Raw genomic sequence first — 26,936 nt, 5'->3', positions numbered from 1 at the left:
GCTCGGTACGCCAACGACCGGGTTCGGCTGCAGATTTGGCAGAAAGCACACGATAACGATCAGACCACTCGGCGACACCTAGAAACGGGTCCGGCATTAGCCCATCGCGCCAAGCTTTCTCGATATCCAACGCACCTTCGTAGTATTCAGTCGACACGGGGTTGGATCTCGGCAAGTTCTTTAAGGTGTTGGCGCACTTGTTCCTCAAGCGCCACGTGAAGCGCATGCGCATCGATGTCTAGATCGGCGGCCATCTGACTCGATATGCGTGATGGCCAGCTCATCCAGGCATCGCGTTCAGCGCGCGCTAGTTTGAACACATGAGCGATCGCCTGTGAGCGATCGACCAACTCCCCCTTGAGTTGGGCGAGGCGTACTTTATTGGTTTGCGCTTTGACCACTTCGTTGGCGGTTCTAGCCTGTAGCAGCGATGTATTGCTGCTCGGAGGCGGGGCACTGAAGGTCTCTGCGGGTTCCTGCGAAGGTTTAGGGGTATTCGCTTTCGGTGATTCGGGTGTTTTCTTGCGACTGATCAGGGTGTTTTGGGCCCACTCAAGGTCGGCTTTCTCCGGATCCAAAGTGCCATCGGCCAAGGGTGTGATGCGCCCTGTATCAATCGCTTTTTTAACGGCGACGTGGGATACGCCTCGGTGGCGCGCATACGCGCGAATAGATAGCCCCATGGATGTTTAACTCGTGCGTTGGTTGACCTCCCCGAGATCAATTGAGAGCAGAATTGACTTGGCTTCTCGTTGGAACAGAGCAATGAATGACACCGTCGCCAAGACAATATAAATGCTCGAAACCTAAGGAGAATGAGCCATGCCAATCCAAAAAGTACCTACCCTGTCACCTGATGAAATCGACCTGCTACTGGAATTTATCGCTCGCGACCACTTGATGATTGATACGCTTGAAGTACGTCATCGTGATGGACTCGACTTTCATGAAGTCGGTGTCGCCAGTCTCAAATCTGCATTGCTAGCCGCGTTTGATGCGGGCCGCCGCGCCGACCGCCGTCAAGTAACCCGACGCCGAACCAACTTTGGTCCTGTAACGCCAGCAGCGCGAGCGGTGTTTGTGCCTTCGGTCATGATGTGAGGTGTTAGATGTCTGATCTTCTTACCGATAACCAAAAACGAATCGTTCTGCACGCGGTTAATGAAACCAACGGTGAGATCCGTTGGTTTCCAGAGCATATCCACGGCGGGGCGCAGCAGAAGATTTTGCAAAGCCTCGCGTCAAGGAAGTTGATTGCTCAGATGGGTGATAATTGGCGCTTAACTGATCTCTGTTACCAAGTGCTAAGACTACCTGCTCCGACTTTATTCGATGCCGAGATTGCGGATATTCCCGTTTTTGTGAAACCCACTAAGTCAGAGTCTGGTAACAAGCCTGCACGACAAACTAAACAGCAAATCATGATCGATCTTCTCTCGCGAGACGAAGGTGCAAGCATCCCTGAACTGATGGACGCCACCGGTTGGCAGCAACATACGGTTCGTGGCGCCTTGTCGGGTACTCTGAAAAAGCGATTGGGACTTGAGATCGAGTCGATTAAGACGTCTGGATCTGACCGTACCTATCGGATACTTAAAACCTCGGATGAATCTTCATGAATGCGTTAAGCAAGCCTGTCGTTGCAGATCCATTGTTATGCGCAGCACTCGCTGCGTTGACTGATCTCGTCCCCAGCTATGCTCGTGCAGATCTCAAGTTAAAACAGCGAGTCTGCAATGCGATGCAAGCCGAGTTGGATTCTGTTCAATGTTCGTTGGATCAAGATCGCCGGATAGGTGAATGTGTCTATCTGGCCGGTTGGCACAATGCGGTTCTTAGGTTGGCATTGGCCGGGATGCGAGAGTTGTTGAATTAATCCACTGTCTCGTTTATTTCAGTCTCAGCGTCTACTGAAGCGGGTTCGAGATCATTGAACCGTAACCCATCGCCTTCGCGAATTGCCTGATCCCCTGTGTAGCTCTGCCAGCGACGAACGATGACATCGACATATTTGGGATCGAGCTCGATCAGTCGCGCTCTGCGGCCTGTTTTCTCGGCTGCGATCAGCGTTGTTCCTGAACCACCGAATGGGTCTAGAACGATATCGCCTGGGCGGCTTGAATTGCGCAGTGCTCGCTCAACCAACTCCACCGGTTTCATGGTGGGATGGAGGTCGTTCTTCGCAGGCTTTTTGATGTTCCAAACATCGCCTTGATCTCGTGCGCCACACCAATGGCGATTCTGGCCTTCTGGCCAGCCATACAAGATCGGCTCGTACTGGCGCTGGTAATCTGCTCGGCCCAGGGTAAAGGTATTCTTCGCCCAGATGATGAATGTTGACCACTTGCCACCGGCTTCTCTGAATGCGCCTTGGAGGGTATCCAACTCGCTTGATGACATAGCGATGTATACAGCGCCTTTGCAGTGGTGAAGCATCGGCTGAAAGGCGGCTAGCAAGAAGGCATAGAAACCTTCGCCAAGATTGTCGTTCAGAATTGGACGGTGCGTACCGCGCTGTTTATCTTTGGCGGTGTTGGCGTAGTCGACGTTGTAGGGCGGATCGGTGAAGACCATATCTGCGGTGTCGCCAGCCATGACGGTCGCAAAACTGTCAGCCTCGGTTGAGTCACCACAGAGCAGTCGGTGATTACCCATAATCCACAAATCGCCAGAGCGAGAGATAAGCTCATCACCCAGGTCCGGTGTTTCATCTTCATCGGTGATTCCCTCAACGGTGGACTCTTCAGCCACAAAGATTTCATCCAGTTCATCCGGATCAAAACCGGTCAGATCTAGGTTAAAGCCTTCATCGATCAGTGCCTGAAGTTCGGTGCGCAGTAGCTCCTCATCCCATCCTGCATTCTCAGCGATTTTGTTGTCAGCGATGATGAGCGCTTTGCGCTGAGCGGCTGTGAGATGATCAAGCACAACCACGGGTACTTCAGTGAGCCCGAGTTTCTGTGCGGCGAGCAACCGACCATGGCCAGCAACGATGATCTTGTCAGAGCCTGCTAGGATCGGATTGGTAAAGCCAAACTCAACAATCGAAGCGGCAATTTGACTGATCTGCTCAGGTGAATGGGTGCGAGCGTTACGCACGTAGGGCAGTAATGTTTCTGTCGACCAGGACTCGATTTGTGTGGAGATCCAAGGTTCAGACATTGATCAATCCCGCTTCGTAAATCGTTTGGTTGTTGTCACGGTAGGCCGTGAGGGTTTGCTGTGGCTTGCCGCTTGTTTTAAGGCTGATGTGTGTCCAGCGACCAAACTCATTGATCAACTGGCCGTAGGGCAAATTCATCGATTCGATGAGTGTGCAAAGATCAAAGGGAGTGATCCCCGGCACGATGATGTCTGCTGCCTTGCCAGTCATATGCTGACTGGTGTTACTACCGCCGATTGCTTGGTTAAGTTCAACAGAGCGATAGCCAGAGGTGATAATCACAGGGCGAGCCAGATGAACACGCAGCGGTTCAAGGATCTTTTCGCAAAGACCACTGAGGTTCGCAATAACCTGATCGCTCGGTTGGTTATCAATTCCCTGACGAGCCGCCGTTTCAGACACGACAAACTCTGCCAGCTCAAAATGTTTGGAAAGCAGCATGAATAATCTCAGTGGGTTGAAGTGGTAACCACCGCTGGTAACTTGCTGGGGTGGTAACCTAATTTTTTAGGCTGTCGCTAGCGAAATGCCGGGGTCTTGCCCCCCGCATAGCACACAGGCCCAGGAAGGACCCATTAAGTTTTCGCATTAGCCCGCAGGCGCTTTTGGCGCGAACCCGCAGGAGCCCAAAACAACAAAGGCCGCGGTGTTAGCGCAGCCTTCAAATAGATTTTTCTCGAGGTTAGAGCAAATCATACACCAGATTGGCGAAAGTGTTGCAGGGTCAGAGGGGTGGTGGTTTTGGAATTAACCCGCAGTAATCTGCAACCCAAACCACTTACTTGCAAATACCCCTACATTCTTTTTGATTTGATGAGATTGTCTCTGCCAATGAGGCGATTGCCATCTTCCATCGACGCCAAGCCGTTGTTCGGTCGCACCCCATTCGCGCGCATATCTCCCGCCACGGATAGCGCTCGGCTCGCATCCAGAGGAGATGACGTTGCTCTTCTTCCAGCCACACCATCCAGGACATCACCTCTAGCATACGTTCAACCGCTTCTGGTGAGGGTGGGATACGAATGGGCTCAGGCTCCGCGCCAAGGTTCTCCCAGGGCATGCGTTTGATGGCAGGCCAGGCGTTGAAGTATCCCTGTACTTTCACCGGTGGAAGCCGGTGTGCGGTACGTGCTGCCTCATGCAGTCGCTCTGCAATTTGCTCTTCAGTCAGCCTAGCCACGTTGACCTCCTTCCTCGCCGTAGAGGCGATCACCGATATTGCGAAGCAGTTGCTGCTCATACCAATCGAGCCGCTCATCCTCGGGTGATATCACCAAGATGTGTTGTTCTTTCCAGCCCTGTTTTTTGACGGCCTCAGGATCAGGTTTCTGGTTGGCTTGTAACCGTCCCAGTGGGCAGCGGTAGCGAGGTTGTGGTGTTTTCATGCTGATACCTCCTGTGTATCCAGCGCCCAGTAGAGCAGGGCGATTGCATCCGCTTCGTTGTCGTCGACAGGCTGATGGCCTCGCTGTTGAACTGCTTGGATCATGAGTTCCTTGCTAGCGTTGCCTTTGCCCGTGGCGTGTTTCTTGATGGTACCGACGGGGACTCCTTGATACGGAATACTGTGGTGCTCACACCAAGCGGTGAGGTGGGCCATGAAGCCACCGTAGGCATGTGCTGCATCCACACCGGCGTGACGGCGAACCTCTTCGAAATAGACGGCATCAATTCCGTCGGTATGGCTCTTCAGTTCAGTGAGCCAGCGTTTGAATCTTAGGTAACGCATACCACCGCCCTCAAAGCGTGAGGGCTTGAACGATTCACTGCCGCTGATGATGTCTCTATCGCCAGATGAAAGCGCCCAACCGGTTTGAGTGCCAAGGTCGAGTGCCAGAAGTGTGAACCGCTTGACCGAGTGCAGATCCCTACCGTTGGGATGGAGAGCTCCCCTCTGGGGCTCTCCTCTCCCGTAGGGAGAGGGGGTCTGCGTGCAATCTGGAATTGGTCCGTAACCTATTGATTTATATGGAATATTAAGCAGATTGCAGACGCTCTCCGCAATCTGGTCTCTGCAATCTGCAAACTGGAATAAGTTGCTGATTTTATTGAGGTTAAGTTTGCAGGCAGATTGCAGATTGCAGCAAACTGCTCCAGATTGCAGAACTCCAGCGATAGGTTTTTCGGGGTAAATTGGTAGGCAATTCATCATATATTATCCTCTTGATAGATCCATATGTTCGGGTTTTCGACGGGCAGGGCCGCGCCGGTTTGGGGGCATTTGTAGTGAGTGGGAAGCACGGGAATTTGAGATGGGATAAACTCACCGGTTTCGTGATTGAGCGCGTTACTACCAGGAATGGTCATCTGTTCCACACATAGATAGCCGTACTTGCTGCGCACCAGTGGTGGCAGGTTGTAGTGGTCGGTATCGCGAAAGAATTTGAGATAGCCCTTGGTTGCCAAGACAGCGAGACGTTCATTGATGGTGCGGTTCGCACCAAGACCGGCTTTACCCTCGAACGCTTCTGCGAACTGGTTCGCGGTGTAGACACGACCTTGGGCCGCCTCTTCAAAGATCAGTTGCAGGATGATGTCTTGCTTACGACGACGTTCGGCATCGAGCTTTTCACCATGGCTCTGGTTTACTAGCCGATCGCTGGTTTCGACCGGGCGCCACTCGCCATCGACTTTATCCAGATTGAACTGAGGCAGGCCAGGACCGTTACGTAGTTCAAAGATGAGCTGGCGCGTGCTGCGTGTCTCGTCGGGACGAAACAGCAACATGCCAGTGGTGTAGTAACCTCGCAGACTACCCGCACCGGCGAGCGCTTGAAACGGGTCCTCCTCAAACTGTTTCTTGCCCAGCTTGCGAGTGTGGTGGGCGAGAATGATGCCGGCCTCTGGGTTGATCGCATGACGCAACCGTTCGACCCGCTGGGACAAGAAGAACAGCATGGCACCGTTATCGTTCTCACCGCCACCGTCTCCGCCATCAAAGACGTTGCGAATCGGATCGATCGCAATGATGTCGGGTAGACCATCACTAAACGCTTGGTTAATTGCTGGAATGACTTGGTTGATGCCGTCCTCATCCAGGATCAGACGAAGCTGTGGCGTTGCGACAAAGTTCTCACGGGCAAGCAAAAGTCGGGAGGCGGGGAGCTGGATCTCCTTCACACGTTCTCGCAGGTAGTGGTACTGCACCTCGGCCTGAAGATAGAAGACTCGCAAAGGGCGTGGCGGTGCCATGCCCAAAAACTCAGCGCCAGCGGCCATGTGGGTTAGCCACGAGAGCAGAAAATCACTTTTTCCTACCTTTGGCGCTCCACCAAATACCAACATGCCAGAGGGCGTCAGGACGCGCGGTGCGATTAAATCTGCAGGGATGGGTGAGTCATCATCCAGAAGCTCGCCCAACTTAAAGGTTGGGATGGTTCCCGCTTCGGCCTTAATGATCTGTTTATCGGCTTGAGCAATAAACTCACCGCAGTCCAGGCCTAGCGCCACAGCATCAGCTGCATCCCACTTCGCAGGGTGTCCCGCTGGAATTTGAAGAATGGCCACACTGCTGGCTTTAGCTGCGACACAGGCTTGAGCTGCGGCATTCGCATACTCAATTCCCGAAGGATCATTGTCCGGCCAAATCAGCACATCTTTTCCTGTGAGTGGGGACCAGTCGGTTTTGTCGGTCGGAGCGCTGGCGCCATTCATCGCAGTGGTGGCGGTAATTCCGGCTGAGTTCAGAGCATCGGCCGCTTTCTCGCCTTCCACTAATACAACCGAGTGCGAGGTTTTCAGACCTAGCTGGTTGTAGAGCGGACGAGGATTGGGCGCTGCCATCTTCCGAGCCTGGACATCCCAGGGCCGAAACTCCTTACCCTCAGGTGTGTCATAGCGGTAGACGCAGGCGATCAGTTTGCCGTTGGCATCTGTGTAGTCCCACTTATGGCTGTACTGACCCAACTCGTCGGTTGGCACCGTGGGCTGTGTGGGTGCTGTATAAGAAGCAATCGCAGGGTCTCCTAACCACTGAGTGATATCAGCGATCAACTCTGGAAATTGGGAGTGGCGATTGAAACCGCGCACCTGTCCCCATAGATCCAGAACATCACCGTGATCGTTTGTCGCAAAGTCGATCCACATGCCGGCCTTTGTGCCGGTTAATTCGACTACAAGACTCTTGCCTCTGTTGCCGTCCAAATCGCCCACGAGGAACTGGCTGCCGCGCGTCACGCCTCGCGGGAGCAGAGAGCCGAGCACATCAGGTAGTCGTTCAAGCAGACGCTGTTTGATCTCCTGTGTGGTTGGCTTGGCTGGCTGGTGCTCAGATGGCTGATCGGCCGCATCGTTGAAATCGAGCCAAACGATATTGCTCATGCCCGGCCTCCCCAGCAACGCTCCTGCCATGCGCAGAATTTGCAGGTGAAGTGACAGGGATCGGCGGCGGCTCTGGGCAACAGCTCATGAGCCCCGCAGGCATTCAAGATGCGCACTGCGCGATCTGATGCTTTCTGGGCCAGCTCCGCGTTGAACGGCACCAACTCAAAGTAGAGTTCGGCGGTGTCTTTGTTGATGGCTGTGAAGAGTGCAGGGTGTTCTGAGATGCCCGGGATATCGGTCTCCATGTATGCCTGATAGATCGCCATTTGGGTGGCGTAGACAGGCTTGGAAATCGTGACTCCTTTCTTGACGGTATCGTTCCAGGATTTGTTGTTGAGGCTTTTGCACTCCCATAGCATCGGAAAAGTCAGACTCAGCTCTGCTGGCGCGGCTGTAATTACGCCGTCGATATGGCCTTTCAGCTGACCGCCGGCTGCTGTGAATCCGAATTGGCCTCTCGTCGCAGTCTCTGTGAGAAGCGTAAAGCCCGCATCACGCAGCCATTTAATCGCCAGTTCCTCAAAGACGTGACCGGCCTCGAAGATGCGCAGGGTTTTACCTGAGAACTCACGTCCGGTATCGACGGGTGCATTTAGGTATTCGTACTGCAGCGCTCGATCGCACGCGACGCCCAAGCGCGAAGCACCAAGGTAGTCTCGCGGGGTTTGAGCATTGCGATCCTTCGCCAACCCCTCATCGATGAAGGCGGTGATGCGCTCGCTCAGGTTGTTAGATGAATTAAAGTCCAACATCGCAACCTCCTAAAACGGCACATCGTCAGGTGTAGTGGCACGCAGATGCGCAAAGTAACCATCGAGGACGGTTTCAATCAGTTGCAGTATCTGTTCGCGACTGTAGTCAGTGAGAGGTTTGTCCATACCAATCTTGGCGACGTAGTCACCTAGCACCTGCAGAACAGCGACCACGGCCGCGTTTTCGTTATGAGTAGGGTCAATCACATGACCTCCTTTAAATCGTTGTTGATGAATCTCTTGGCAGGCCATTGAGCAGAAGCGTTTGAATGTCCTTTGTATGTCAGAGCGTCTGGGTGAAACCCAACAGAACCCGCGTCCTTCACGCCCGCAAACTGCGCACAACATCAGGCAGCCTCCTGTGTTTTGACTGCCGCGAAAATGCGTGTTTGAATGGCTCGTTTGTTAAAGCGGAAAGTGATCAGGCACGATGCCTGATACCGTGTCAGTCCGAAGTCCTGTTGGTATCCTGCAGGCAGGTATTTGAGTTGTTGTTGAGTGACACTTTGGCTCAGCCAGGTGCGGGACTTGCGAGCCGCCGCCTCGTTTTCATGCTCGTTGAGCCAATCGTCGGCTGCAGCGATGCCAAGTGAGCGTTCGCCGATCGAGAGCAAGTGCGTTCCCAGCCCTTTTCCGCCACCGACAGCGAACCATTGACCGTTTAGATAAAACACACCTGCCCATGCCGAAAAGCCTGTCGCCATAAGGGCTGTGTCATCGCCAAAGAGATCACTCCAGCGGAATGAGGAACGCTTGAGTAGATCGACTTCAGACATGACAAACTCGGTGAGTTCGGTTTTCTCACTATCGGTTGTGCGCTCCCAAACATGGCCGCACAGTGCGCACTCCATAGAAGAGAGCGGCACCTCAGCATCGCAGTCTGGACAGGTTTTGGTTGGAGCTTTGCCAGAGCCCTGATGACCGTCGAGCAGGGCCTCTTGTTCTAGCGATCCGTGCATGAGGGTGCTGGTGCCGAAGTCCAACACAATGCAGTCGGTCTTACTGACTCCGGGATACTCTTCAGGATCGATAGTGCGAAGCCCTCGGCCAATCATCTGAATCAGAGTCGACTTGTATGAACTCGGGCGTAGCAATACCACGCAATCTACCGGTGGGTGATCCCAGCCCTCGGTGAGTACTGCGACGTTAACAATGACCTGTGCTTGGCCCGTGGCAAACTGCGCAAGCGCAGACTCTCGCTCAGCCTTGGTCAGGGCGCCGTGAACAACCACGCTGTTTACATCGACTTGTCGAAAGGCGTTCGCAACGTTATTGGCGTGATCAACCGTAGAGCAGAACACCACCGTTTTGCGTTTGCCAGCATGTGTCTGCCAATGCTTTACGACCGCTTCGGTAATGACCTTGCGATTCATAATGGCGTCGACCTCATGCATGTCGAAATCGTCAGCTGAGCACTTCACCTCTGAGAGTGCGAGTTGAGTGCCAACATCCACCACAAAGGTACGAGGAGGTACCAAGTGACCGGATTGAATAAGCTCAGCAAGACTAATTTGATCAGCAACGTTGCTGAATACAGGACGTAGTCCTTTGCCGTCTCCTCGATTGGGTGTTGCGGTTACCCCGAAGAGCTTCAGGCTTGGATTGAGTTTTTGGGCCTGTTCAATGATGGCGCGGTAACTGGGTGCTGCCACGTGGTGAGCTTCATCGATGACGAGCAGATCCAAGGTTGGCATCTGCGCCAGATTGGACTCGCGAGAGAGTGTTTGCACCATTGCAAAGGTGGTTTGCCCCTTCCAGGACTTCCCTTTCGCATCAAAGACAGATGTCTCGATATTCGGGTTTACTCGCTTGAACTTGGAGGCATTCTGCTCGGTGAGTTCGTCACGGTGAGCTAGGACACACACTTTGGCCTGAGTACCCTGGATCCATCGTCCCGCAACACCCGAGAGCATGATGGTTTTGCCAGCACCGGTTGGTGCCACTCCCAGAGTGTTGTCATGTTTCTCGAGCGCCGAGAGACAGCGCTTAACAAACATTTTTTGACGGGGACGAAGAATCATCAGAGCACCCCCTTACTGAGCCCAGGCCGGACGAGCGCTGGGTACAGCCGGTTGCTCTTGAGTTGGAGTGGCTTGCGTTGCTGGCGCTGTGTATGAAGCAGGTACAGGGGCGACAGGAGCAGCGCTCATCGCTTCGGCATATCCCTTCTGATCGGGCGTGACAGCTGATTTGATGATGTTTTTCAGCTCACCGTTCTGGTCTTTGTCGACATCGATCTTTGCAACAAACTCGACGCCTTCAAGATCGGCAAAGCCAGAGATGCGACGCATTTGCTGAGCCTTGGGGGATTGATCGCCAGGGTGCAGACCACGCGATGAATTCAGGATCCCTTTGATAAAGCTGCGACCCATGTTGGCCCACTCAGGCCCTTTAGGACTTTCCAGTCCGATAAGACTCCAGATTTTGCGCTTAGCAAAAGGACCTTCTGTGACCACAAACTCACAGTTGAGATAGACCGACCCGGTCATCGTGCTTTGCGTGGCAAAGCCTCCTGTCCAGCCTTGGCTTGGGTCATCAAGCCCGCCGGGTTTAATCGTCATGCGAACACGTGCGACCGTTCCTTTGGGGATGACGTCGTAGGATTGCTGATCATCAGCGTTGTTAAAGTCGTTCCAGAGGCTCATAAGGCATCTCCTGTTTCTGGGTTGATCGGCTCTTGAAGTGGTTTCGGGCTTTCGAAGCGAAGTCGCTCCGGCGCTGGCGCAGCGGGGCTTTTGATCTTGTCCATCAGTCGGCCTAGGTGTGGCTCCTCGATGGTATCCAGGCGGCCGCTGCGATCTTTGGCGGGGTAGCCCCACTGGTTCAGCGTGTGATTGATGAAGGCACGGAATGGGTTGCCGTCTTCGTCTTTGAGTTCAGCCATAGCGATGACTTGATCGACTATGCCGGGGAGCTCTAGACCTGTTTTGGAGCCGTCGATCTGTGGGGTGAACAGCTTGCGGTTGTAGTCGTCGATGCGCTCATCGAGGATGCCAACGAACCAAATGTTTTTATTTCGAGTGTGTTGAAGGTGCGTGAGCCAGGCAATCATCTCCTGGCCGTGCAGACCATAGGCACCGCGCATATCGGGCTTACCGCTGCGCTCGCTGAAAGCCTGAGGCTGTCCTTTACACCACTGAAAACAGAGACGACCTGCAACGGTGATTGAGTCGATGAATATGGTCTCGTAGCGCTCTAGCTCTGCGGGATCACCGAAGCGTTCACAGACTGCGTCATAGTGACTCTGGCTGTAGACCTGATCATCACGCAGAGCAGGGTTAGGACCGCCAATAAAAACGGCAAAGTCGCGACACTCTGGCCAGGTCTTCGGGCGAATGCTGTCACCACTCCAGCCTTCTATAGCCAGATCACCGGCCTCGAGATCAAAGAAGAGAGTGCTGGGTGCATCCAGCGTCCAGAGCAGTGAGGTTTTACCGATACCGCTTTTGCCGAAGATGCAGCCTTTGATGCCACGCTTTTCAGCAAGGCGTTGATCCGCCGAAATGATTGGAAGGCTCATGACTGTGTCTCCTCGAGTAGAGACAGGCGGAAGCTTGGCTTACCGGTCTTAAGGGTGCGAGCGCCAGAAAAAGAAGACTTTAGATTGTCTGGCCAAGCTTCGTATTTGCGTTCGGATACTTTGTAGCTGATGTCGATGTACTGACCCGGATCTTCACCGCTGGCAGCGATACGCTTTGCGATCTCATCAAGCTTCTTCTGATCCCAAGTGACACGCTTGGGTAGGTCAGCCGAGATATGCACTTCGCCATCGTCGAAATGCACGACGCCCGTGTCTTTGCCGGCAGAAAGACGCTGCTGTTGAGCCTGGGTGTTGTAACGCTGCTCAAGCACACGATCCACTTGCTCGCACAGCGCTTTAGCCATAGCGAGTTGATCGGCTGCATCATTTTTCAGACGAAACAGCGAGTCGCTGGAGAGCTCAGCGAGGGTACTGACTGGCGTGCAGATAATCTCGTTGATCTGTTGAAGGTTCATGCCACACCTCCTGCATGTACGCTTTGCGAGGTGCTTTTGCGAAGACACTCCTCCTCATAAGCCTGGATATCCTCTTCGCGATAAACGATGCGGCCATGTAGTTTGAGAAAGACCGGGCCAATGCCCTGCGAACGCCACCGTTCGAGGGTGGTCTCGCTGACACACCAGCGCTCGGCTAGTAGTGTCTGGTTGATGTGTTTGATACTCACGTTGCACTCCTGTTGGTTATTGCGAAAACGTGAGGTCAGTTTGGTGGGGAGGATGTACGGGGGTCACCCGACGTCATGTACGGGCTGATGTACGGGCAAGCGGATTTAGCGAGCAGTCGAAGCGTTGCTTTGGTATTGAAGTCGTTTATAGTTGTTATTGGTGCACCAGACATGCTGATCAAAGCATGACACCACATAACCCTATGAGGTCGAGGCTGCGTCCGGTGATGATGTTCTGAATCCAAGATTTTATCTTGGCGGAGGCTCCCTAGTTGGGGCCTTTGTTATTTTTGGAGGATGATTGAAGCGCCATGATGAAGGCAAAAGTAGTTGATACTGACGAGGGTCAGATTGTTGTATTTCCCAATGACTTCCGGTTTCAAGTTGATGAGCTGATTATCTTGAAACGGATGAATGAAGTTATTTTGAGGCCTAAGCCAGAAAATCTATCAGACGCGTTCGAGTTACTCGCAGAGATGCCTGATGACTTTCCTGACTCTCGAGAGCCGGAATAATTCTTCTCCGGACGCGGGGCATTAGGCGTCACTGATAACTCACATTAAGTGATAAACCCCCACACCCCTCTTCGTATGTTCATTATGTAACCATGCCAATCATCATTGCCATTGAAAAGACTCGGTATTCGTCGGCATATTCCATGGGTTTTATTGCCGTTTACCGCTTTTAGAATTTCAGCAGCAGATAGCTCCCATCTTCCTTTATAAGCTTGCTCGGCCATATATTTGATGGCGGCCGCTTGCTTCGGCCCTCTGATCATCCACGGAGTCGGATTTGTGCTAATGGTCAGCGTGTTGGTGTACTCATCGAAATGGACCGGAGACATTGAGCTTTCGTCTGTGAAGTTCGCTCCAGTCATCAACAGCCTGAGCCTCTCCATATCGATTCTCGCTACGTTCTGCGTCGAATCGATTACCTCTTTAATAGGTATGACTCGATAGTGACGTGGCACTGTAATAATGGCGGGTAGAGAATTACCCGTCGTGAGAATTATCCCGAGATCGGACAAGTCGGTTTGCTGTAGGCGATGAAAAACAGCATCAACTGACAATGCCAAGCCTCGTGCTACCCAGACATCGGTGAGTGTATGACCCAACCGCACTTTTCCGATTCGCCAGAGTGTTCCCTGAATGTCGGCTTGTGATATTCCACTTCGAAGAGCCAGTGGGATATCTAAGAGGTCAGCCATAGCGTTTAAAAACTGCTCTTCCCGAGGGTGGTATATGGCAATCTCTGCCGCCTCTATCGATCTGAACTCAAAGGATTCTGGGCACCGGTATAGATAGCGGTCTGATTCATCATCCGGAAAAACATCAACATCAGAGTGATCATTACCATAGGACGCCGGGTAGTAGCCGGCATATCCGATACAATCGCACCATTCAGAGATGCGCTCTGAATCCAGTGCTTCATATTGGTGAAGCTTCCATCCAGGTATGCCGGTCAGTATTTGCCCGTCATCACAAACCACCCTTTGAACGGACTGTTCGAAGAGCTTTATGAGATCAAGCAGCGAGTGGATCGATAGGGCGCGCATCCTTTGAGACCTCCTTGACCAGATTCCATTTGTGAAGCAGATGATCACATAAGGCTCGATCCTTCTCGCGTTTGGTTTTGATGTTACAGCGGTTATCGCCGCGCAGTTCAATGGTGATCGTTCTGGCGCGACCGCGACCCTCTTTGCGAAGCTTGATAGAGATCTTGGCATAGTTCAGTGTGTAGTCGCGGAATTCGAATGCGGGATTGTTGTACAGAGTCTTTGCTGCGCTGTGGATATCTTGAGGGTCTCGGATGGATACCTTGGCAATCGAGGATCCGCAAACCGGTCCGGCATACCCAAGCTCAAGGACTTTAACGCCGGTGACAGGTTCGTTTGAAATATCAAAGTTCCTCGGTGCGGCCAGACTTTGGTAATCGTATTGCTTGATAGGGACCGACTCGCCTGTGATGGGAGAAGCAAGCAGTGTTTCGGCAACGATGGCTGCCAGTGTGTCACGCCCCTGCGTATCCTTCGATAGTACTTCAACGTAACCTTTATCGGGTTCGTAGGTGATGTGAGACGAAATAGCCCGCACCACTTCGTTAGCTACAAGTTCGCTATGCTGAACACATTCTACGATTTCGGGTGGGCGATTGTAGTGGATGCTGACCTGATACAATGCGATGGTTGGCTCTGCTGTTGTGTCAGTCCGTAAACGACGAAACACCTGAATAGCTATCTCATCCTTCGGGCAACCGAAATATGCCGCGGCCGCTTCATGAAACCGCTCCTGTGATTGCGCGTCTTCATGGAGGATCAGATCCATGTCGGCTAGGAAACCTGAGTAGCAAGATTGGCTCTGACGAAAGAGATCGGCTTGACGCGAGTTGAGAGCCTCATCAAATAAACGGGGCTCATGCTCGAAGAACCAGAGCGATTTCTGATAAGGGTTTCGTAAAGCAGAAAAATCCTCTAGCCCTTTATCTGTCTTGATCTCTTGCTTGATTCCTTCGATCACGTCTTGCCCTGGCCCATCAGAAAGCAGCGCGATGCTCTCGCAAATCTCCTCCAGCTTTTGAAGTGTGTGAATACTCAGCTCTGACATGTGGGTGGTGAGTACAGCACGTTGGGCGGTTAGTGTGTCTTTGCTATTGAGTTCAGGGATTGCTACAGCTGTTTGTTCTGCAAGAAAAGTGCGGAAAGCAACCGGTGGTAGGTGTCTAATTAACTTCGAAATATATTCATAATCGGTCATGTATTGCTCCTTCATCGGGCGGTGAGTTGTTATCAGCTACCACCCGAGTAAGGAGCGACGCTGTTTTTAAAAAGTTCGTTATACCGAACAAAACTGATTCTGATAACCGATAGTAAGTTTGTCAAGCCAATACAAAAGTGTTCTTTCTGGTGGTATCCTGTGAGTAAGTCTACAAGTCATTAATACTCGGAGAAAAAAGTGCCTTCGCCACTGGGAAATAAAATTAAAGCCCTGAGAAAAGAGAAGAAGTTAAGCCTAGATAAGCTGGCTGAGATGACCGATTCGAGTAAAGGCTACCTATGGGAGCTGGAGAATAAGGATGATCCCAACCCCTCTGCCGACAAACTGGCAAAATTAGCGAAGGCTTTGGAAGTGACCAGCGAATTCTTAATGACCGCAACGGATATGACGCCAGACCAAGAGGTAAAGGACATGGCATTTTTCCGGAAATACCAGTCGCTGTCAGATACCGACAAGGTCAAACTCCAGAAGATCTTGGACGCCTTTGATTGATGAGCCAGATCAAACGCCCCGTGCGTGCGGCTAACCAGATCTCATTAATGCTCAATCAGGTGTTAGGTCCTGATCGTTTTCCGGTTGATGTGGTGCGACTGGCGCAAGATTATTCGCAGGCTACGAGCGCCGACCCCATCACAAAGGTCGTTGGAGAGTCGTTTGATGAATTTGATGGAATGCTCACGGCTTCACCTGATCAATCGAAATGGATGATTATCTACAACACTAACTGGACGGAGGGGCGACAGCGATTCACCATCGCTCACGAGTTTGGTCATTACATCCTGCATCGGAAGGACAAGCAGCTGTTCGAATGCGTTAACTCCCGCGCTTCGGTGAAGGGCGACTTAGATCCCAAGATCGAGAAAGAAGCTGATGAGTTTGCTGCGGCGCTCCTGATGCCGGTCGATGATTTTCGCCAACAGATTTACAACGAAGAGCCGGGCTTTGAGCTGTTCAGCCACCTTGCAGAACGTTATGGCGTATCACTAACCGCTGCGGCTCTTCGTTGGATTAAAGTCGCACCTAAACGTGCAGTTCTTGTTGCTAGCCGAGATGGCTTTATGTTGTGGGCTTCCTCTAATGAGGCGGCATATAACTCCGGTGCTGTCTTTGCAACGCGCAAAAATACAATCGAGTTACCTGAGTCTGCGTTGGCCGTGCGTGAGGACTCTCCAGCCTATGGCGCAAAGCAAAGGGTTCCTGCACACCACTGGTTTGAGAATGAGCATCCTGAGCTTGAGCTGGTCGAAACCATGGTAGCGACTGAACAATACGATTACACCCTCACCCTTCTGCTTCTGCCGGATATTGATGATGGATACGATGAAGATCGAGAGGATGAGTTGCTCGAAGATACCGTTAGCCATTTCATCTAAAACGGCTTAACTGCCTATCTCTAATCAAAAATATTTCGATCACTTTTTGCATTAACCCTCACGAGCACATATCGGCTCGAAACTACGTGATGGCCAGATAGACCATCCACCCTGAAAATTATCGTCAACAGTCGTTAGTTATTCAGGAGTACCTACCAATGTATCAAATCAAACAGATTCCACCCGACAAGATGGATGCAAGCCAGCGACTCCACGAAGTCGCGCAACTGCTGGTGAATGGCTTGGTGCGTCTACGTGAAAGTGGATGCGCTAGTCCGCAGAAACCTTCGGAGTATAGCGAAGTTGAGCTTGGCTTCTGCCAGGAGAAGAGCGTTCATGCAAACGACACCCTACACAACCCTAAGGAGTCGGTATGAACAGAAAACATAATCCCGTCGCGATACCTTCATCAGTGATAGAACAGATTGTTGGTCTAAAGGAGATGCCATTCGAAGATCTCAAATCGTTCTGGCTTGAAGTCTATCAAACTGAACCGCCTACCAACCGCAGGCCTTATCTTGAACGTCGTCTCGCCTACAAGTTGCAGGAGAATGTTTACAGACAACAGAACCCCGCACTTTTAGAGAGAAACCAAAAACGAATCGAGCAGTTACTAAAGGATACCGGCAACCCTCGAGCGGCCGGAAAGATTGTGCCGGAGCCCGGTACGGTCCTTATTCGTGAGTACCAGGAGGAGCGTCATGAGGTCACCGTCACCTTAGAAGGTGCGTTCGATTACAAGGGTACGCTGTACAGCAGCCTTTCTGAAATAGCCCGGTTGATTACTGGCACGCGTTGGTCTGGCCCTGTCTTCTTTGGCCTGCGTTCAGCATCTAAGCCAAGTAAAAAAGGAGGCGCTAAATGAGCGAGTCGACTAGGCAGAGAAAACGCTGCGCTGTGTATACGCGAAAGTCTACGGAAGAAGGGCTTGATCAGGAGTACAACTCGATCCATGCACAGACTGATGCGGGGCATAATTACATTAATAGTCAGCGTCACGAAGGTTGGATACCTGTAGCAGACGATTATGACGACCCTGCCTACTCCGGCGGTTCAATGGAACGTCCGGCATTGCAGCGGCTACTGAGAGACATTGAGGCCGGAAAAATCGATATTGTCGTGGTCTACAAGATAGACCGTTTGACTCGTAGTCTGGCGGACTTCTCGCAGATGGTTGAGATATTCGATCGCCACAAGGTCTCCTTTGTATCCGTAACTCAACAGTTCAATACCACCTCTTCTATGGGACGGCTGACGCTGAATATCTTGCTCTCCTTTGCGCAGTTCGAGCGAGAGGTTACCGGTGAGCGCATCCGTGACAAGATCGCTGCTAGTAAGAAGAAAGGGATGTGGATGGGAGGTATCCCACCGCTGGGATATGACGTTAAAGACCGTCACCTAGTTCCAAACCCAAAAGAGGCGAAATTGATACAGCAAATATTTACTCGCTTCCTAGAGCTGGGATCGGCGACGCTGTTGGTACGAGAACTTCAGCTTGAAGGCGCAACGAGCAAGTCCTGGACGACACAGGATGGAAACTACCGAGCTGGAAAACCGATCGACAAGGGGATGATCTACAAGTACCTCCATAACCAGACCTACATCGGCAAGATCCATCACAAAGATAAGTGGTATGACGGACGCCATACGCCAATCATCACTCAAGAAGAGTGGGATGCAGTCCACTCAATTTTGGTGACAAACGGGAAAGTTCGAGCAAATCGTACTCGAGCCAAAGTTCCATTCCTGCTGAAAGGGATCGTGTTTGGAAACGATGGCAGAACGTTAACGCCCTGGACGACCAAAAAGAAGAATGGCAAACGCTATCGCTACTACATCCCGCAACGCGACGCTAAAGAATACGCTGGCGCGTCTGGGCTGGCGCGATATCCAGCTGTGCAGCTAGAAGCAACTGTACAGACGCAACTGCGTGAAATACTGCGTTCACAACAGATGATCGAAAAGATCCTTCCCTCAGCCGTAGCGATTGATCAGGAGCTTGATGAAGCAAAAATTACCATCGCGCTGCGCAAACTCGATGATATTTGGGAATTTCTGTTCCCCGCGGAGCAGGAGAGGATCACCAAGCTACTGATCGAGAAAGTGGTGGTATCACCTGAGGATATTGAAGTGCGCCTCAGGCTAAACGGCTTGGAATCAGTAGCCAGGGAATTACTGACAGCAACACAGCAACAAAGGGTGGGAGCTCCGGCATGAATGAGATTGAAATCAAGTCCAACGGGCAGCGAGAAAGCTACGAGTCATCCGATGGAGTTATGAGTATTCGTGTTCCTATCAAGATAACCCGACGGGGAGGGCGCAAGCTGGTTAAGCGCCCTTCGGGTGAGCTGATCGGCCGCCCTTGGGATCAGAAGTCTACTGTTCTACAATTAGCATTAGCCAGAGGCCACCGATGGCTAAGAATGTTCGAGTCAGGGAGGGTTGGCAGTCTGAAGGGAATTGCTAAGCTGGAAGGCATCGATGCGAGCTACGTCAGCCGCATGATTAACCTCACAACGCTTGCACCTGAAATAGTTGAGGCGATTTTGGATGATAATGTGCCGGATCATATAACGCTGTTCGATCTGGCTGTAGATCCACCAAATTTGTGGCAAGATCAGACCGTCTTTTTCGAGGTTTGATCGACCATTAATAAATAATGATCTGCCACAGGCTCTTGCTTGAGAGCTTGATTCGTCAAACGCGCATGCGCGATATACAAAGGTTAGGCATCACAATGCACGTTTTCATCGATACCAATATCTTGCTCAACTTCTTCCACTTCACGAAGGATGAGCTCGATTCACTGAATGATGTGTTCGCTTCGCACGAGTACGGATCGGCGACAGTGCATCTCACAGAACAAGTCTGTAATGAGTTTCGTCGAAATCGGGAGGCTCGGATTAAGGATGCGCTGAAAAAGTTCAAAGAAACGAAGTCTGCACCCCAGTTCCCATCATTCATGAAAGGCTACGACGAGTACGGGCAAATTAGGAAACTCAGCAACAACTTGCGTGAATTGCAGAAATCAATTCTGGAGAAAGTTGAGGCTGATATATCAGCTAAGGATTTGGTGGCAGATCGTCTCATCGAGCAAATCTTCGAATCATCTGAAATCGTTCCCGTTACAAGTCAGATCTACGAGAAGGCATCAATGCGCTCAGCGCTTGGGAATCCTCCCGGCAAGAACGACTCGATAGGTGATGCCGTCAATTGGACCCTCCTCCTGGAATCGGTGCCAGGTAACGATGACGTACATGTCATTAGCGAGGACGGCGACTTCTATTCGACCTTGGATGATCAAAAGGCGCACCCGTTTCTGGTGGAGGAATGGGAACGAGTTAAAGGTGCACGATTGTTCGTCTACCGAACGCTCTCCGGCTTCATGTCTGAACATTTTGACGGGGTTGCCTTTTCCTTCGACAAAGATAAAGAGGCTCTGATTGAGGAGCTGTTTGACTCAGGGTCGTTCGCCCAGACGCATAGTATCGTCGCAAAGCTTGAAAACTACCGCTACTTCTCTTTCAAAGAGGTGGGCAGAATTCTTGATGCGGTGGATGCAAACAACCAATTCGGTGGAATCATTAGAGATTACGACGTCTCTGACTTTTTGAACCGCATTGCTGTACCGCACATTGGCAATGTCACCTCGGAAGAGCATCGAGAAACGCTTGAAATAGTCATCGAAGAGAAGCGTGAGCGCGGTGATGCATAACAAATCGTTGCAGCGGACGTTTGACCCCAAGGGAGACCATCAGTGCCACTCACCCAGTCGTATCAAAAAGTAAAAAATTCCGTTGTGCAGGTCTTGGCACTGAACGGCGCAAATCCCGTTAGCTTTGGCTCAGGCACGATAATCGGAGATGGCCGCCATGTCCTTACATGTGCACATTGCATTGTTGCAGGCGCCCGGATGTCTATTGCAGACCCGAACCAAGCAGGTCGAGCTTTATATGGTGCCCCAGTATTCTCCGATCATAATCTGGATATCGCGCTTATAGAGTTTCCAAACCCTGTCGGGCCTGCGGTTGCATTTGGCGACAGCACTACATGCGCCACGGGAAACGGTGCGTTTGTGGTGGGCTACCCAATGGGCATCAATGAACAGGTTCTGTTGTCTGCCCACATAGCCAGCGTCACGCCAACTCATCTACGCATCGACGCTTCAGTAAATCATGGCAATAGCGGTGGTCCATTATTTAACCTGGCAGGTGAGCAAATTGGTGTTGTTAACGCAAAGCACGGTTCATTGTCTGCCTTCCTGACGCAGGTAATGAACGCAAGGCCTGGAGCACAAGTAGTCGTGGATGGTATCGACCCTGTCCACACCATCCAGGCCCTCATTGCTGAGATGCAAAAGAATTTGAATCTGGGAATTGGTTATGCGGTTCCTAGCGCATCCATCAAGCAATTACACGCTGCGTTAGGTGCGTCCATACCATGAGGGGTTTGGGGCCTAACAAATCGTCGCACCGGACACTTGACCCGCTACTCGTTTTTGCTGCTGCAAAAATAGGCATCGCCTCAAATGCTGGTAAACTCAAGCGTTTAAATCAGTAAAGTTCTCCAGCTGTGGGAATTGCTTCATAGCGAACGACTGCTGTTGGGATCTCGGGTAAATTTGGTTCTAACAGCGAAGAGCCGGGCCGGTGACACCATTAGCGGAATTAGTATTTGTACACCCAGATACGAATCTGACGATATAATATGTCAGTTCAATTTTGAGCTAGCACACACGAAGGTATCACCTAGTATTGATACTCATTGATCGCAATACATTTGCATCAGTCTCGATTTCCCTCTTAGTCGTCGAGTTTGTAACTATTCGCCTCCGCCACCTAATACTACAACAAAACACATTGATCAGTCCGGAATTAACATATTGAAAAATATAGATTAAAAAATTTCGTGTTGCCGGACTTCGACTTATGGCTGTTGGGAGAGCGACGGAGAATATACCGCCCAGAGAGAGAAAGTAGCGAGATTTTCTGGGAAATTGGTCACTAGCGAGTTCATCAGGAACCCTCAATAACCCCAAAGAATACAAAGAGATACGCAATAAAAAAGGCCAACCGATATCGGTTGACCTTAGTGTATTGGTGGGAATTCCGAATATGAGAAGTCGTCCGCGAACCAGCAAGTTTCTGCCGGTAATAGAGTGTTTTTGAGGGTGTCTGAAGGTAAATTGATCGCCTTCAACTCTCTGAAAAATAGCTGATCGTATCCATGTCTTTGTGCGGTATACCGATGATATCGAGTGTTTCACTACCGATTAGATAGAAAACAACATGCTGACCTTCAGGGAAGCTGTAGTAACCCTCACAGATGTCGGTCCTGTGCCTACCCAGTAACGGATTATCGGCCAGCCATTTGAAGCGGGTCTCTAAACTCTTCAGGTAAAGATTGCGTTGAGCCTTACCCCAAGTACGCTCCGTGTAACGACCAATATTTTTGAGGTCGTCCTGTGCTCGGGGCGTGACGCGAACTCGTCGAACCGTTTTTTTCGACATCAGGACTCGGCATCCAGGTCGGCTATCAACGAATCCATGGAAAAGTCATCGACGAAATTTCCATTTTTAGCCTGTGAAGCCCCCTCAGAGAGATGGGCGCGAAGAGCCTCTAACTTGCTCTTGCGTTCTTCCATTGCGCGTAAGGCATCACGCACTACCTCACTTGCTGACCCGTAACGGCCACTGGATATTTCGTTTTTGATGAACACCTCCCAATGTTCACCTAGGCTGAGACTAGTAGTAGCCATAAATCACCTCGAATATTCATATTTAATAATTTTGAATATATTTCGAAGGCGGGTGTAAATCAAGCCGAGACTAAATTGAGATTTGTGTGGATAGCCTCTTCTGCGTCACAGACGGTATTTGGGCTAACTCGGGAATCCAGTTCTGGCGTCAGTGATTTCTGCATTACAGGCTCCAAAGATAGACATTGATGGCAAAAGCGTTAGGCTTGGCGATAACTAAAGCCAAATATTGCACGCTCATGCAGGAACAATCAAAACCCAAAAATTGCGCGATTTACACGCGAATCTCTGTTGATGCGGGTCAGGGCGATGACTTTGATTCAGTGAATGCTCAGTTTATGGCGTGTGCTGAATATATCGGCTCCCAGTTTATGCATAACTGGATAATGGTGGATGCGCTATATGAGGACCGTGGCTATTCAGGTAGTTCCTTGGATCGACCGGGTGTTTCCGCGCTACTTCGTGATATCAAACATGGTTTGGTGGATGTAGTAGTCGTGCATCGACTTGATAGGTTGACCCGCAGTATTCGCGACCTGCAAGAAATTATGGCCCTCTTTAAAGCGCATGATGTAGAACTTATTTCTGTTACCCACAAGGTTGATGTTACCAGTGAGTTCGGTCGTCTCGCGGAAAACATGCTTACCTCCTTTTCTGAATTTGAACGGCAATTAGTTGGCTCCCGGGTTAAAGATAAGCGTGCTGAAACTTTGCGCCAGGGTCGCTGGCAGGGTTCTTCGTGTCCTTTGGGTTATGTTATCCGTGACGGCCAGTTGGTTGAGTATCCTAAAGAGTCTCAAATCGTTCGAGAGATCTTTACTCGCTATGCGAATCACGAGTCTGTTTCCGAGCTTTACAAAAATTTAAATGATCGGGGCATCCGTACCAAGCAATGGTACACAAGAACCGGCAAGCCCAGAGGCGCGCGTCCATACGACCGAAATGCCGTTTACGTGGTATTGAATAACCGCGCCTATATTGGAGAAGCCTTCTTTGATAATGAGTGGCAGGTGGCTGGGCATCAGCCCATCATAGATACCGATCTTTGGGATCGAACACAGTCACTGTTGGAAAAGCGAAGCCGGCGTGGGCCAAGTAAAGCTTACGATCCGCTCAGTAGTAGCTTCATGTTGAAGGGACGGGTTTTCGGTACTGATGGTCGTGCAATGTCTCCTTGGCGCTCATCTGCCTATAAGGGTAGGTACTACACATACTATGTGCCTCAAAGAGATATTGCAGAAGGGGCTGGCGCATCCGGCTTGCCGAGGCTGTCGGCCCATGATCTTGATCATCAAGTGTGGTTAGCGCTGGTGGAACAGATAGAGAGCTCTGATTCTTTGTTGGCACGGCTGCCCAAAACACTCACCGAAGATATCTCATTCGACAAAACTTTGGTTGCTGGTTTGCTCAAGAATATTTCGCGATCAACTGAGCTTTACTCTCCACTTCTCAGAAGAGACATGATGTTACAGGTTGTTGAGCGAGTGATAGTTGGCACCGATCGGATTGAGCTGATCATCAGACCCGAGGGGCTGTTGGAATTGATATGTGAAATGATGAGCGGTTTACCTGAGCTTAAGTTGAAATATCGTAGATTATTTCGCGCTGCCAGCGGACCGGGATAACTTTTTTCATATTATTTTATTTTCGCTACAACTCTCATTCCCCTTTGCCAGTCGATAGTCGAATAAAACTTGTATATTAGTCCGGAAATAACTGTTTGTTTATAAAAGGTATTTTATTGTCGGCTTCAGGACGTAAAAGTTAGAGGGAGAGAAATCGGTATATGGGGAGAACTGGCCGGTATAAGGTTTAAGCTTTTGATCTGGTTTTTGTAGGGCAGAAGTCCACAAAGAAAAACGCCGGAAGCCCGCAGTTACTGGGATCCGGCGTTTTCTGTGTTTCCAGCAGATAACTCTGTTGGATAATGAAGTGGTGGCGGGGTTGGTAGCGCTGCAATGGGGCCTTCGGCGTCAGTCAACGCTGTTGTTGGCCGGGCTGGTGTTGTTCAGTGGTTCACTATTGATCTACCTTGCATCCGGCGTAGTGGCGGTCACCTTTTTTGCGCCCGTGGGCGGCATCATAATGATCGCGGCCTGGTTATGGTCAGCCTGGACATTGGCGAATACGCCTGGCCTTCTGGCGCGACGCTAATTTGGCGTAGGCAAGTGGCCCGCCATGGCCTAGGCTAGCGTATCGAATTTGATTTGGAACGACCAATGACCAGCCTCTGGGTGGACGCCGACGCCTGTCCTAACGCTATTAAAACAGTGATTTTCAAAGCCGCCGAGCGGCGTCAACTGGCCACTACGCTGGTCGCCAATCAATACATTAAACCGCCGCCATCGGCGGTGATTAAGGCCATTCAGGTGCCCGCTGGGTTCGATGTCGCCGACAACGAAATTCTCAAGCGCATGGTCACCGGCGACTTGGTAATTACCCAAGATGTGCCCTTGGCGGCCGAGGTTGTCGAGGCCGGTGGTTTTGCATTGAATCCGCGCGGCACGCTGTACACCCGCGAAAACGTCAAAGACTATTTGGCCCGCCGCGACGGCGCCGAGGCGATGCGCGATCAAGGCGAACACACCAATCGCGCCAAGCCCTTTGATAAAAAAGACGTGCAGGCATTCGCCAACGCACTGGATCGCTTTTTGGCGCAACACGGATGACGGATGCACCGGCCTTTGTGCCTTACTTAGTCGCCCGTGGGTTGGTCAGCTTGGCCAGCACCATGTTGACGGTTGCGCTGGGGTGGCATCTCTACCAAGCCACCGGTGATGCATTGGACTTGGCCTTTGTCGGCTTAATGCAGATCCTGCCAATCTACCTGTTCTTTTTTGCCTCCGGCTGGGTCGTCGACCGCGTGCCGCGCGATCGATTGGTGCGCTGGTGTGCGGTCGCCGATATGGTCATTTATTCGGGTATTGCCTGGGTCATGACGCGACCGGAATTAAACACCCACACCCTGTTTGCGTTGGTGTTTGCGCAAGGCAGCGTGCGCGCGTTTTCATCGCCAGCGCTGCAGGCCGTGCTGCCGAACTTGGTGCCCAAGGCATTTTTGGATCGCGCGGTCGCCATGGCCTCGACCACCTGGAACTTGGCGATGACTGCCGGACCGGTGATTGCTGGGCTGTTGATCGGGTGGTTGGATCGCGACGTTTATTGGGCGTTGGTGGTCGCCATGCTGATTGCGGTGATGGCCTACCAAGCCTTCCCCAGCATGCGGTTAGAAAAGACCTCCGGCCGCGGTGTTGATCAGGTCATGGCCGGCTTGAAATACGTGTTTGCGAACCCGGTTATTTTGGGCAGCCTTAGCCTGGACTTGCTGATCGTCGGCTTGGGGTCGGTGATCGTGTTGTTACCCATTTTCGCTACCGACATCTTGCAGGTTGGGCCCGAGGGATTAGGTTTGCTTCGGGCAATGCCAGCCTTTGGCGCGGTCCTGATGGGGCTATACATGGCGCGTAAAAAAGCCGACCTGCGCGATGCCGGACGTAAATTGAAGTGGGCGTTGTTGGTGTTCAGCGCTGCGGTCGGTGTGTTCGCGGTGTCGGAATTGCTGTGGCTCAGTTTGATGGCGCTGTTTGTATACGGCGCCTCGGACATGATCAGCGTCAACATCCGTATGACTTTGGTCCAGATCGCAACGCCGGATGCACTGCGTGGGCGCGTCAGTGCCGTCAACAGCCTATTCATCGCATCGTCCAACGAAGCCGGCGATGTGCGCGGCGGCACCCTGGCGGCGGCCGCCGGCCCGGTCGCCACGGCCGGATTCGGTGCGGTGGCGGGTATCGCCATTACGCTGTGGGGGCTGTGGAAATTTCCGACTCTGTTCACCCTGGATCGGCCTAAAGATATCGAGTCGGGCGCATGAACACGGCGACGCTGGTGGTGTTTATTTCGACCTTTGCGTTTGTCTCGGTCACGCCAGGTATGTGCATGATGTTGTCGTTGACACTGGGGATGACCATTGGGGTTCGCCGCACGCTATTTATGATGGCGGGCGAGCTGGTGGGGGTCGGTCTGGTCGCCAGTCTATCGGTCATGGGCGTGGCGGCGATCATGCTGGCAACCCCGGAATTTTTCTGGGTATTCAAAGGCCTTGGCGGCGCCTATCTGCTGTGGCTCGGTATCCAGATGTGGCAATCCAAAGGCAAGCTGTCGGTGCCGACTGAAGCCACTCAGGGGCCGCCTGCGCCAGCCAAGGCGCTGGCTATTCAGGGCTTCGTCACAGCGGTGGCCAATCCTAAGGGCTGGGCCTTCTTTATGGCCTTGCTGCCGCCATTCTTGAACGCCAGCCAACCCCTGGCACCGCAAATGGTGGTGTTGCTGGCAATTATTCTGACCTTGGAATTCGCCAGTTTGGTGCTGTACGCCAGCGGCGGGCGCATGCTCTCAGGTTTTTTGCGCCAGGCCGGTAATGTTCGTTTAATGAACCGTATCGCCGGAACCCTGATGATGGGCGTCGGTGTCTGGCTGTGGCTCGGTTGAGTGCTGCGAGTGCGAAAAGGTGTTCGACCATTCCGGGCTTGAGGCAGGGCATTCAAACCCCTAGTGTGGGTTTTAACAAGGCCGCTACGCGGACTTA

34 protein-coding genes are annotated in these 26,936 nt (G+C 51.8%); 16 read left to right on the top strand and 18 right to left on the bottom strand.

Going from position 1 to position 26,936, the window contains the following annotated elements; all coding sequences use genetic code 11:
* Positions 1-146 precede the first annotated feature (146 nt).
* Entirely contained in the window at positions 147-683 is a 537-nt protein-coding gene (locus GH975_RS08500) for an elements of external origin (protein ID WP_153714111.1), read from the bottom strand.
* 139 nt (positions 684-822) lie between these two features.
* Here GH975_RS08500 and GH975_RS12170 point away from each other — a divergent pair, with 139 nt between their 5' ends.
* From GH975_RS12170 to GH975_RS08485, 3 genes are read left to right on the top strand one after another with little or no spacing between them, the layout of a single operon-like run.
* A complete protein-coding gene (locus tag GH975_RS12170) occupies positions 823-1,101 on the top strand; it encodes a DUF6900 domain-containing protein (protein ID WP_153714110.1) in 279 nt (92 codons plus the stop codon).
* An 8-nt stretch (positions 1,102-1,109) separates the two neighbouring features.
* Positions 1,110-1,619 carry a DUF3489 domain-containing protein gene (locus GH975_RS08490; protein ID WP_153714109.1) on the top strand — a complete coding sequence of 170 codons (510 nt, stop codon included), beginning with the start codon at positions 1,110-1,112 and terminating at the stop codon, positions 1,617-1,619.
* On the top strand, positions 1,616-1,876 hold the full coding sequence (locus GH975_RS08485) for a hypothetical protein (protein WP_153714108.1): 261 nt from the start codon (positions 1,616-1,618) through the stop codon (positions 1,874-1,876). Before GH975_RS08490 ends, GH975_RS08485 begins: the two co-directional genes overlap by 4 nt.
* Here GH975_RS08485 and GH975_RS08480 read toward each other — a convergent pair.
* The 13 genes from GH975_RS08480 to GH975_RS08425 all read right to left on the bottom strand — a co-directional run bounded on the left by GH975_RS08480 (position 1,873) and on the right by GH975_RS08425 (position 12,443).
* Positions 1,873-3,162: a site-specific DNA-methyltransferase gene (locus GH975_RS08480; RefSeq protein WP_153714107.1), complete on the bottom strand. Its 1,290-nt coding sequence runs from the start codon at positions 3,160-3,162 to the stop codon at positions 1,873-1,875. The genes GH975_RS08485 and GH975_RS08480 overlap by 4 nt on opposite strands.
* A complete protein-coding gene (locus tag GH975_RS08475) occupies positions 3,155-3,604 on the bottom strand; it encodes a D-Ala-D-Ala carboxypeptidase family metallohydrolase (RefSeq protein ID WP_153714106.1) in 450 nt (149 codons plus the stop codon). The genes GH975_RS08480 and GH975_RS08475 overlap by 8 nt, the downstream gene beginning before the upstream one ends.
* A 337-nt stretch (positions 3,605-3,941) precedes the next feature.
* Positions 3,942-4,403, bottom strand: a complete 462-nt coding sequence (locus tag GH975_RS12245) for a DUF6362 family protein (protein WP_272482780.1) — start codon at positions 4,401-4,403, stop codon at positions 3,942-3,944.
* On the bottom strand, positions 4,336-4,548 hold the full coding sequence (locus GH975_RS08470) for a hypothetical protein (protein WP_153714105.1): 213 nt from the start codon (positions 4,546-4,548) through the stop codon (positions 4,336-4,338). The genes GH975_RS12245 and GH975_RS08470 overlap by 68 nt, the downstream gene beginning before the upstream one ends.
* Positions 4,545-5,315 carry a crossover junction endodeoxyribonuclease RuvC gene (locus GH975_RS12160; RefSeq protein ID WP_246164706.1) on the bottom strand — a complete coding sequence of 257 codons (771 nt, stop codon included), beginning with the start codon at positions 5,313-5,315 and terminating at the stop codon, positions 4,545-4,547. The genes GH975_RS08470 and GH975_RS12160 overlap by 4 nt, the downstream gene beginning before the upstream one ends.
* Entirely contained in the window at positions 5,312-7,483 is a 2,172-nt protein-coding gene (locus GH975_RS08460) for an AAA family ATPase (protein WP_153714104.1), read from the bottom strand. Before GH975_RS08460 ends, GH975_RS12160 begins: the two co-directional genes overlap by 4 nt.
* On the bottom strand, positions 7,480-8,238 hold the full coding sequence (locus GH975_RS08455) for a hypothetical protein (protein WP_153714103.1): 759 nt from the start codon (positions 8,236-8,238) through the stop codon (positions 7,480-7,482). The genes GH975_RS08460 and GH975_RS08455 overlap by 4 nt, the downstream gene beginning before the upstream one ends.
* Positions 8,239-8,247: 9 nt before the next feature.
* The gene (locus GH975_RS08450; protein ID WP_153714102.1) at positions 8,248-8,445 is read right to left on the bottom strand and encodes a DUF6511 domain-containing protein; all 198 of its coding nucleotides are present in this window, start codon (positions 8,443-8,445) and stop codon (positions 8,248-8,250) included.
* Positions 8,446-8,585: 140 nt separating this feature from the next.
* Positions 8,586-10,259 carry a DEAD/DEAH box helicase gene (locus GH975_RS08445; RefSeq protein ID WP_153714101.1) on the bottom strand — a complete coding sequence of 558 codons (1,674 nt, stop codon included), beginning with the start codon at positions 10,257-10,259 and terminating at the stop codon, positions 8,586-8,588.
* 12 nt (positions 10,260-10,271) lie between these two features.
* The gene (locus tag GH975_RS08440) at positions 10,272-10,883 is read right to left on the bottom strand and encodes a hypothetical protein (protein WP_153714100.1); all 612 of its coding nucleotides are present in this window, start codon (positions 10,881-10,883) and stop codon (positions 10,272-10,274) included.
* The gene (locus GH975_RS08435) at positions 10,880-11,758 is read right to left on the bottom strand and encodes an ATP-binding protein (protein ID WP_153714099.1); all 879 of its coding nucleotides are present in this window, start codon (positions 11,756-11,758) and stop codon (positions 10,880-10,882) included. Before GH975_RS08435 ends, GH975_RS08440 begins: the two co-directional genes overlap by 4 nt.
* Entirely contained in the window at positions 11,755-12,234 is a 480-nt protein-coding gene (locus GH975_RS08430; RefSeq protein WP_153714098.1) for a hypothetical protein, read from the bottom strand. The genes GH975_RS08435 and GH975_RS08430 overlap by 4 nt, the downstream gene beginning before the upstream one ends.
* Positions 12,231-12,443: a helix-turn-helix transcriptional regulator gene (locus GH975_RS08425; RefSeq protein ID WP_153714097.1), complete on the bottom strand. Its 213-nt coding sequence runs from the start codon at positions 12,441-12,443 to the stop codon at positions 12,231-12,233. Before GH975_RS08425 ends, GH975_RS08430 begins: the two co-directional genes overlap by 4 nt.
* Before the next feature lie 311 nt (positions 12,444-12,754).
* Between GH975_RS08425 and GH975_RS08420 the strand changes: the two genes are divergently transcribed.
* The gene (locus GH975_RS08420) at positions 12,755-12,958 is read left to right on the top strand and encodes an antitoxin (RefSeq protein ID WP_211365793.1); all 204 of its coding nucleotides are present in this window, start codon (positions 12,755-12,757) and stop codon (positions 12,956-12,958) included.
* A 44-nt stretch (positions 12,959-13,002) separates the two neighbouring features.
* Here GH975_RS08420 and GH975_RS08415 read toward each other — a convergent pair whose 3' ends face one another.
* Entirely contained in the window at positions 13,003-13,998 is a 996-nt protein-coding gene (locus tag GH975_RS08415; RefSeq protein WP_153714096.1) for a hypothetical protein, read from the bottom strand.
* Entirely contained in the window at positions 13,967-15,196 is a 1,230-nt protein-coding gene (locus GH975_RS08410; protein ID WP_153714095.1) for a hypothetical protein, read from the bottom strand. The genes GH975_RS08415 and GH975_RS08410 overlap by 32 nt, the downstream gene beginning before the upstream one ends.
* A 198-nt stretch (positions 15,197-15,394) precedes the next feature.
* Between GH975_RS08410 and GH975_RS08405 the strand changes: the two genes are divergently transcribed.
* From GH975_RS08405 to GH975_RS08375, 7 genes are all read left to right on the top strand, one after another.
* Entirely contained in the window at positions 15,395-15,709 is a 315-nt protein-coding gene (locus GH975_RS08405) for a helix-turn-helix domain-containing protein (protein WP_153714094.1), read from the top strand.
* A complete protein-coding gene (locus GH975_RS08400) occupies positions 15,709-16,590 on the top strand; it encodes an ImmA/IrrE family metallo-endopeptidase (RefSeq protein ID WP_153714093.1) in 882 nt (293 codons plus the stop codon). Before GH975_RS08405 ends, GH975_RS08400 begins: the two co-directional genes overlap by 1 nt.
* Before the next feature lie 373 nt (positions 16,591-16,963).
* Positions 16,964-17,455: a DUF2924 domain-containing protein gene (locus GH975_RS08395; protein WP_153714092.1), complete on the top strand. Its 492-nt coding sequence runs from the start codon at positions 16,964-16,966 to the stop codon at positions 17,453-17,455.
* Positions 17,452-18,807, top strand: coding sequence for a recombinase family protein (locus GH975_RS08390; protein WP_153714091.1), 1,356 nt, complete (start codon positions 17,452-17,454; stop codon positions 18,805-18,807). Before GH975_RS08395 ends, GH975_RS08390 begins: the two co-directional genes overlap by 4 nt.
* Positions 18,804-19,232, top strand: a complete 429-nt coding sequence (locus GH975_RS08385) for a LacI family transcriptional regulator (RefSeq protein ID WP_153714090.1) — start codon at positions 18,804-18,806, stop codon at positions 19,230-19,232. Before GH975_RS08390 ends, GH975_RS08385 begins: the two co-directional genes overlap by 4 nt.
* A 95-nt stretch (positions 19,233-19,327) precedes the next feature.
* Entirely contained in the window at positions 19,328-20,305 is a 978-nt protein-coding gene (locus GH975_RS08380) for a PIN domain-containing protein (protein WP_153714089.1), read from the top strand.
* Positions 20,306-20,347: 42 nt separating this feature from the next.
* Positions 20,348-21,034: a S1 family peptidase gene (locus GH975_RS08375; RefSeq protein WP_153714088.1), complete on the top strand. Its 687-nt coding sequence runs from the start codon at positions 20,348-20,350 to the stop codon at positions 21,032-21,034.
* 751 nt (positions 21,035-21,785) lie between these two features.
* Here the strand turns inward: GH975_RS08375 and GH975_RS08370 are convergent.
* Together GH975_RS08370 and GH975_RS08365 are read right to left on the bottom strand one after the other, a co-directional pair.
* The gene (locus tag GH975_RS08370) at positions 21,786-22,100 is read right to left on the bottom strand and encodes a type II toxin-antitoxin system RelE/ParE family toxin (protein WP_153714087.1); all 315 of its coding nucleotides are present in this window, start codon (positions 22,098-22,100) and stop codon (positions 21,786-21,788) included.
* Complete coding sequence (locus tag GH975_RS08365; RefSeq protein WP_153714086.1) at positions 22,100-22,348, bottom strand: type II toxin-antitoxin system ParD family antitoxin; 249 nt, start codon at positions 22,346-22,348, stop codon at positions 22,100-22,102. The genes GH975_RS08370 and GH975_RS08365 overlap by 1 nt, the downstream gene beginning before the upstream one ends.
* Before the next feature lie 188 nt (positions 22,349-22,536).
* On the opposite strand from GH975_RS08365, the gene GH975_RS08360 reads away from it, so the two are divergent.
* From GH975_RS08360 to GH975_RS08340, 5 genes are all read left to right on the top strand, one after another.
* Positions 22,537-23,973, top strand: coding sequence for a recombinase family protein (locus GH975_RS08360; protein ID WP_153714085.1), 1,437 nt, complete (start codon positions 22,537-22,539; stop codon positions 23,971-23,973).
* A 310-nt stretch (positions 23,974-24,283) separates the two neighbouring features.
* A complete protein-coding gene (locus GH975_RS08355) occupies positions 24,284-24,502 on the top strand; it encodes a DUF423 domain-containing protein (RefSeq protein ID WP_153714084.1) in 219 nt (72 codons plus the stop codon).
* 65 nt (positions 24,503-24,567) lie between these two features.
* A complete protein-coding gene (locus GH975_RS08350; protein ID WP_153714083.1) occupies positions 24,568-25,017 on the top strand; it encodes a YaiI/YqxD family protein in 450 nt (149 codons plus the stop codon).
* Positions 25,014-26,222 (top strand): MFS transporter, encoded by a 1,209-nt coding sequence (locus GH975_RS08345; RefSeq protein WP_153714082.1) that lies wholly within the window; start codon positions 25,014-25,016, stop codon positions 26,220-26,222. The genes GH975_RS08350 and GH975_RS08345 overlap by 4 nt, the downstream gene beginning before the upstream one ends.
* Positions 26,219-26,839, top strand: coding sequence for a LysE family translocator (locus GH975_RS08340; RefSeq protein WP_153714081.1), 621 nt, complete (start codon positions 26,219-26,221; stop codon positions 26,837-26,839). The genes GH975_RS08345 and GH975_RS08340 overlap by 4 nt, the downstream gene beginning before the upstream one ends.
* The last annotated feature ends 97 nt before the right edge of the window (positions 26,840-26,936 follow it).

This window comes from Litorivicinus lipolyticus (assembly GCF_009650135.1).
GTDB lineage: Bacteria > Pseudomonadota > Gammaproteobacteria > Pseudomonadales > Litorivicinaceae > Litorivicinus > Litorivicinus lipolyticus.
Note: the sequence above shows the minus strand (reverse complement) of the source record. Positions and strands in the feature narration are given on the sequence as shown.

Excerpts from the sequence above, each read along its gene's own strand:
- GH975_RS08500 (WP_153714111.1), bottom strand. The coding sequence starts at position 683 with ATGGGGCTATCTATTCGCGCGTATGCGCGCCACCGAGGCGTATCCCAC.
- GH975_RS12170 (WP_153714110.1), top strand. The coding sequence starts at position 823 with ATGCCAATCCAAAAAGTACCTACCCTGTCACCTGATGAAATCGACCTG.
- GH975_RS08490 (WP_153714109.1), top strand. The coding sequence starts at position 1,110 with ATGTCTGATCTTCTTACCGATAACCAAAAACGAATCGTTCTGCACGCG.
- GH975_RS08485 (WP_153714108.1), top strand. The coding sequence starts at position 1,616 with ATGAATGCGTTAAGCAAGCCTGTCGTTGCAGATCCATTGTTATGCGCA.
- GH975_RS08480 (WP_153714107.1), bottom strand. The coding sequence starts at position 3,162 with ATGTCTGAACCTTGGATCTCCACACAAATCGAGTCCTGGTCGACAGAA.
- GH975_RS08475 (WP_153714106.1), bottom strand. The coding sequence starts at position 3,604 with ATGCTGCTTTCCAAACATTTTGAGCTGGCAGAGTTTGTCGTGTCTGAA.
- GH975_RS12245 (WP_272482780.1), bottom strand. The coding sequence starts at position 4,403 with ATGAGCAGCAACTGCTTCGCAATATCGGTGATCGCCTCTACGGCGAGG.
- GH975_RS08470 (WP_153714105.1), bottom strand. The coding sequence starts at position 4,548 with ATGAAAACACCACAACCTCGCTACCGCTGCCCACTGGGACGGTTACAA.
- GH975_RS12160 (WP_246164706.1), bottom strand. The coding sequence starts at position 5,315 with ATGATGAATTGCCTACCAATTTACCCCGAAAAACCTATCGCTGGAGTT.
- GH975_RS08460 (WP_153714104.1), bottom strand. The coding sequence starts at position 7,483 with ATGAGCAATATCGTTTGGCTCGATTTCAACGATGCGGCCGATCAGCCA.
- GH975_RS08455 (WP_153714103.1), bottom strand. The coding sequence starts at position 8,238 with ATGTTGGACTTTAATTCATCTAACAACCTGAGCGAGCGCATCACCGCC.
- GH975_RS08445 (WP_153714101.1), bottom strand. The coding sequence starts at position 10,259 with ATGATTCTTCGTCCCCGTCAAAAAATGTTTGTTAAGCGCTGTCTCTCG.
- GH975_RS08440 (WP_153714100.1), bottom strand. The coding sequence starts at position 10,883 with ATGAGCCTCTGGAACGACTTTAACAACGCTGATGATCAGCAATCCTAC.
- GH975_RS08435 (WP_153714099.1), bottom strand. The coding sequence starts at position 11,758 with ATGAGCCTTCCAATCATTTCGGCGGATCAACGCCTTGCTGAAAAGCGT.
- GH975_RS08430 (WP_153714098.1), bottom strand. The coding sequence starts at position 12,234 with ATGAACCTTCAACAGATCAACGAGATTATCTGCACGCCAGTCAGTACC.
- GH975_RS08420 (WP_211365793.1), top strand. The coding sequence starts at position 12,755 with ATGATGAAGGCAAAAGTAGTTGATACTGACGAGGGTCAGATTGTTGTA.
- GH975_RS08415 (WP_153714096.1), bottom strand. The coding sequence starts at position 13,998 with ATGCGCGCCCTATCGATCCACTCGCTGCTTGATCTCATAAAGCTCTTC.
- GH975_RS08410 (WP_153714095.1), bottom strand. The coding sequence starts at position 15,196 with ATGACCGATTATGAATATATTTCGAAGTTAATTAGACACCTACCACCG.
- GH975_RS08400 (WP_153714093.1), top strand. The coding sequence starts at position 15,709 with ATGAGCCAGATCAAACGCCCCGTGCGTGCGGCTAACCAGATCTCATTA.
- GH975_RS08395 (WP_153714092.1), top strand. The coding sequence starts at position 16,964 with ATGAACAGAAAACATAATCCCGTCGCGATACCTTCATCAGTGATAGAA.
- GH975_RS08390 (WP_153714091.1), top strand. The coding sequence starts at position 17,452 with ATGAGCGAGTCGACTAGGCAGAGAAAACGCTGCGCTGTGTATACGCGA.
- GH975_RS08385 (WP_153714090.1), top strand. The coding sequence starts at position 18,804 with ATGAATGAGATTGAAATCAAGTCCAACGGGCAGCGAGAAAGCTACGAG.
- GH975_RS08380 (WP_153714089.1), top strand. The coding sequence starts at position 19,328 with ATGCACGTTTTCATCGATACCAATATCTTGCTCAACTTCTTCCACTTC.
- GH975_RS08370 (WP_153714087.1), bottom strand. The coding sequence starts at position 22,100 with ATGTCGAAAAAAACGGTTCGACGAGTTCGCGTCACGCCCCGAGCACAG.
- GH975_RS08365 (WP_153714086.1), bottom strand. The coding sequence starts at position 22,348 with ATGGCTACTACTAGTCTCAGCCTAGGTGAACATTGGGAGGTGTTCATC.
- GH975_RS08360 (WP_153714085.1), top strand. The coding sequence starts at position 22,537 with ATGGCAAAAGCGTTAGGCTTGGCGATAACTAAAGCCAAATATTGCACG.
- GH975_RS08350 (WP_153714083.1), top strand. The coding sequence starts at position 24,568 with ATGACCAGCCTCTGGGTGGACGCCGACGCCTGTCCTAACGCTATTAAA.
- GH975_RS08345 (WP_153714082.1), top strand. The coding sequence starts at position 25,014 with ATGACGGATGCACCGGCCTTTGTGCCTTACTTAGTCGCCCGTGGGTTG.
- GH975_RS08340 (WP_153714081.1), top strand. The coding sequence starts at position 26,219 with ATGAACACGGCGACGCTGGTGGTGTTTATTTCGACCTTTGCGTTTGTC.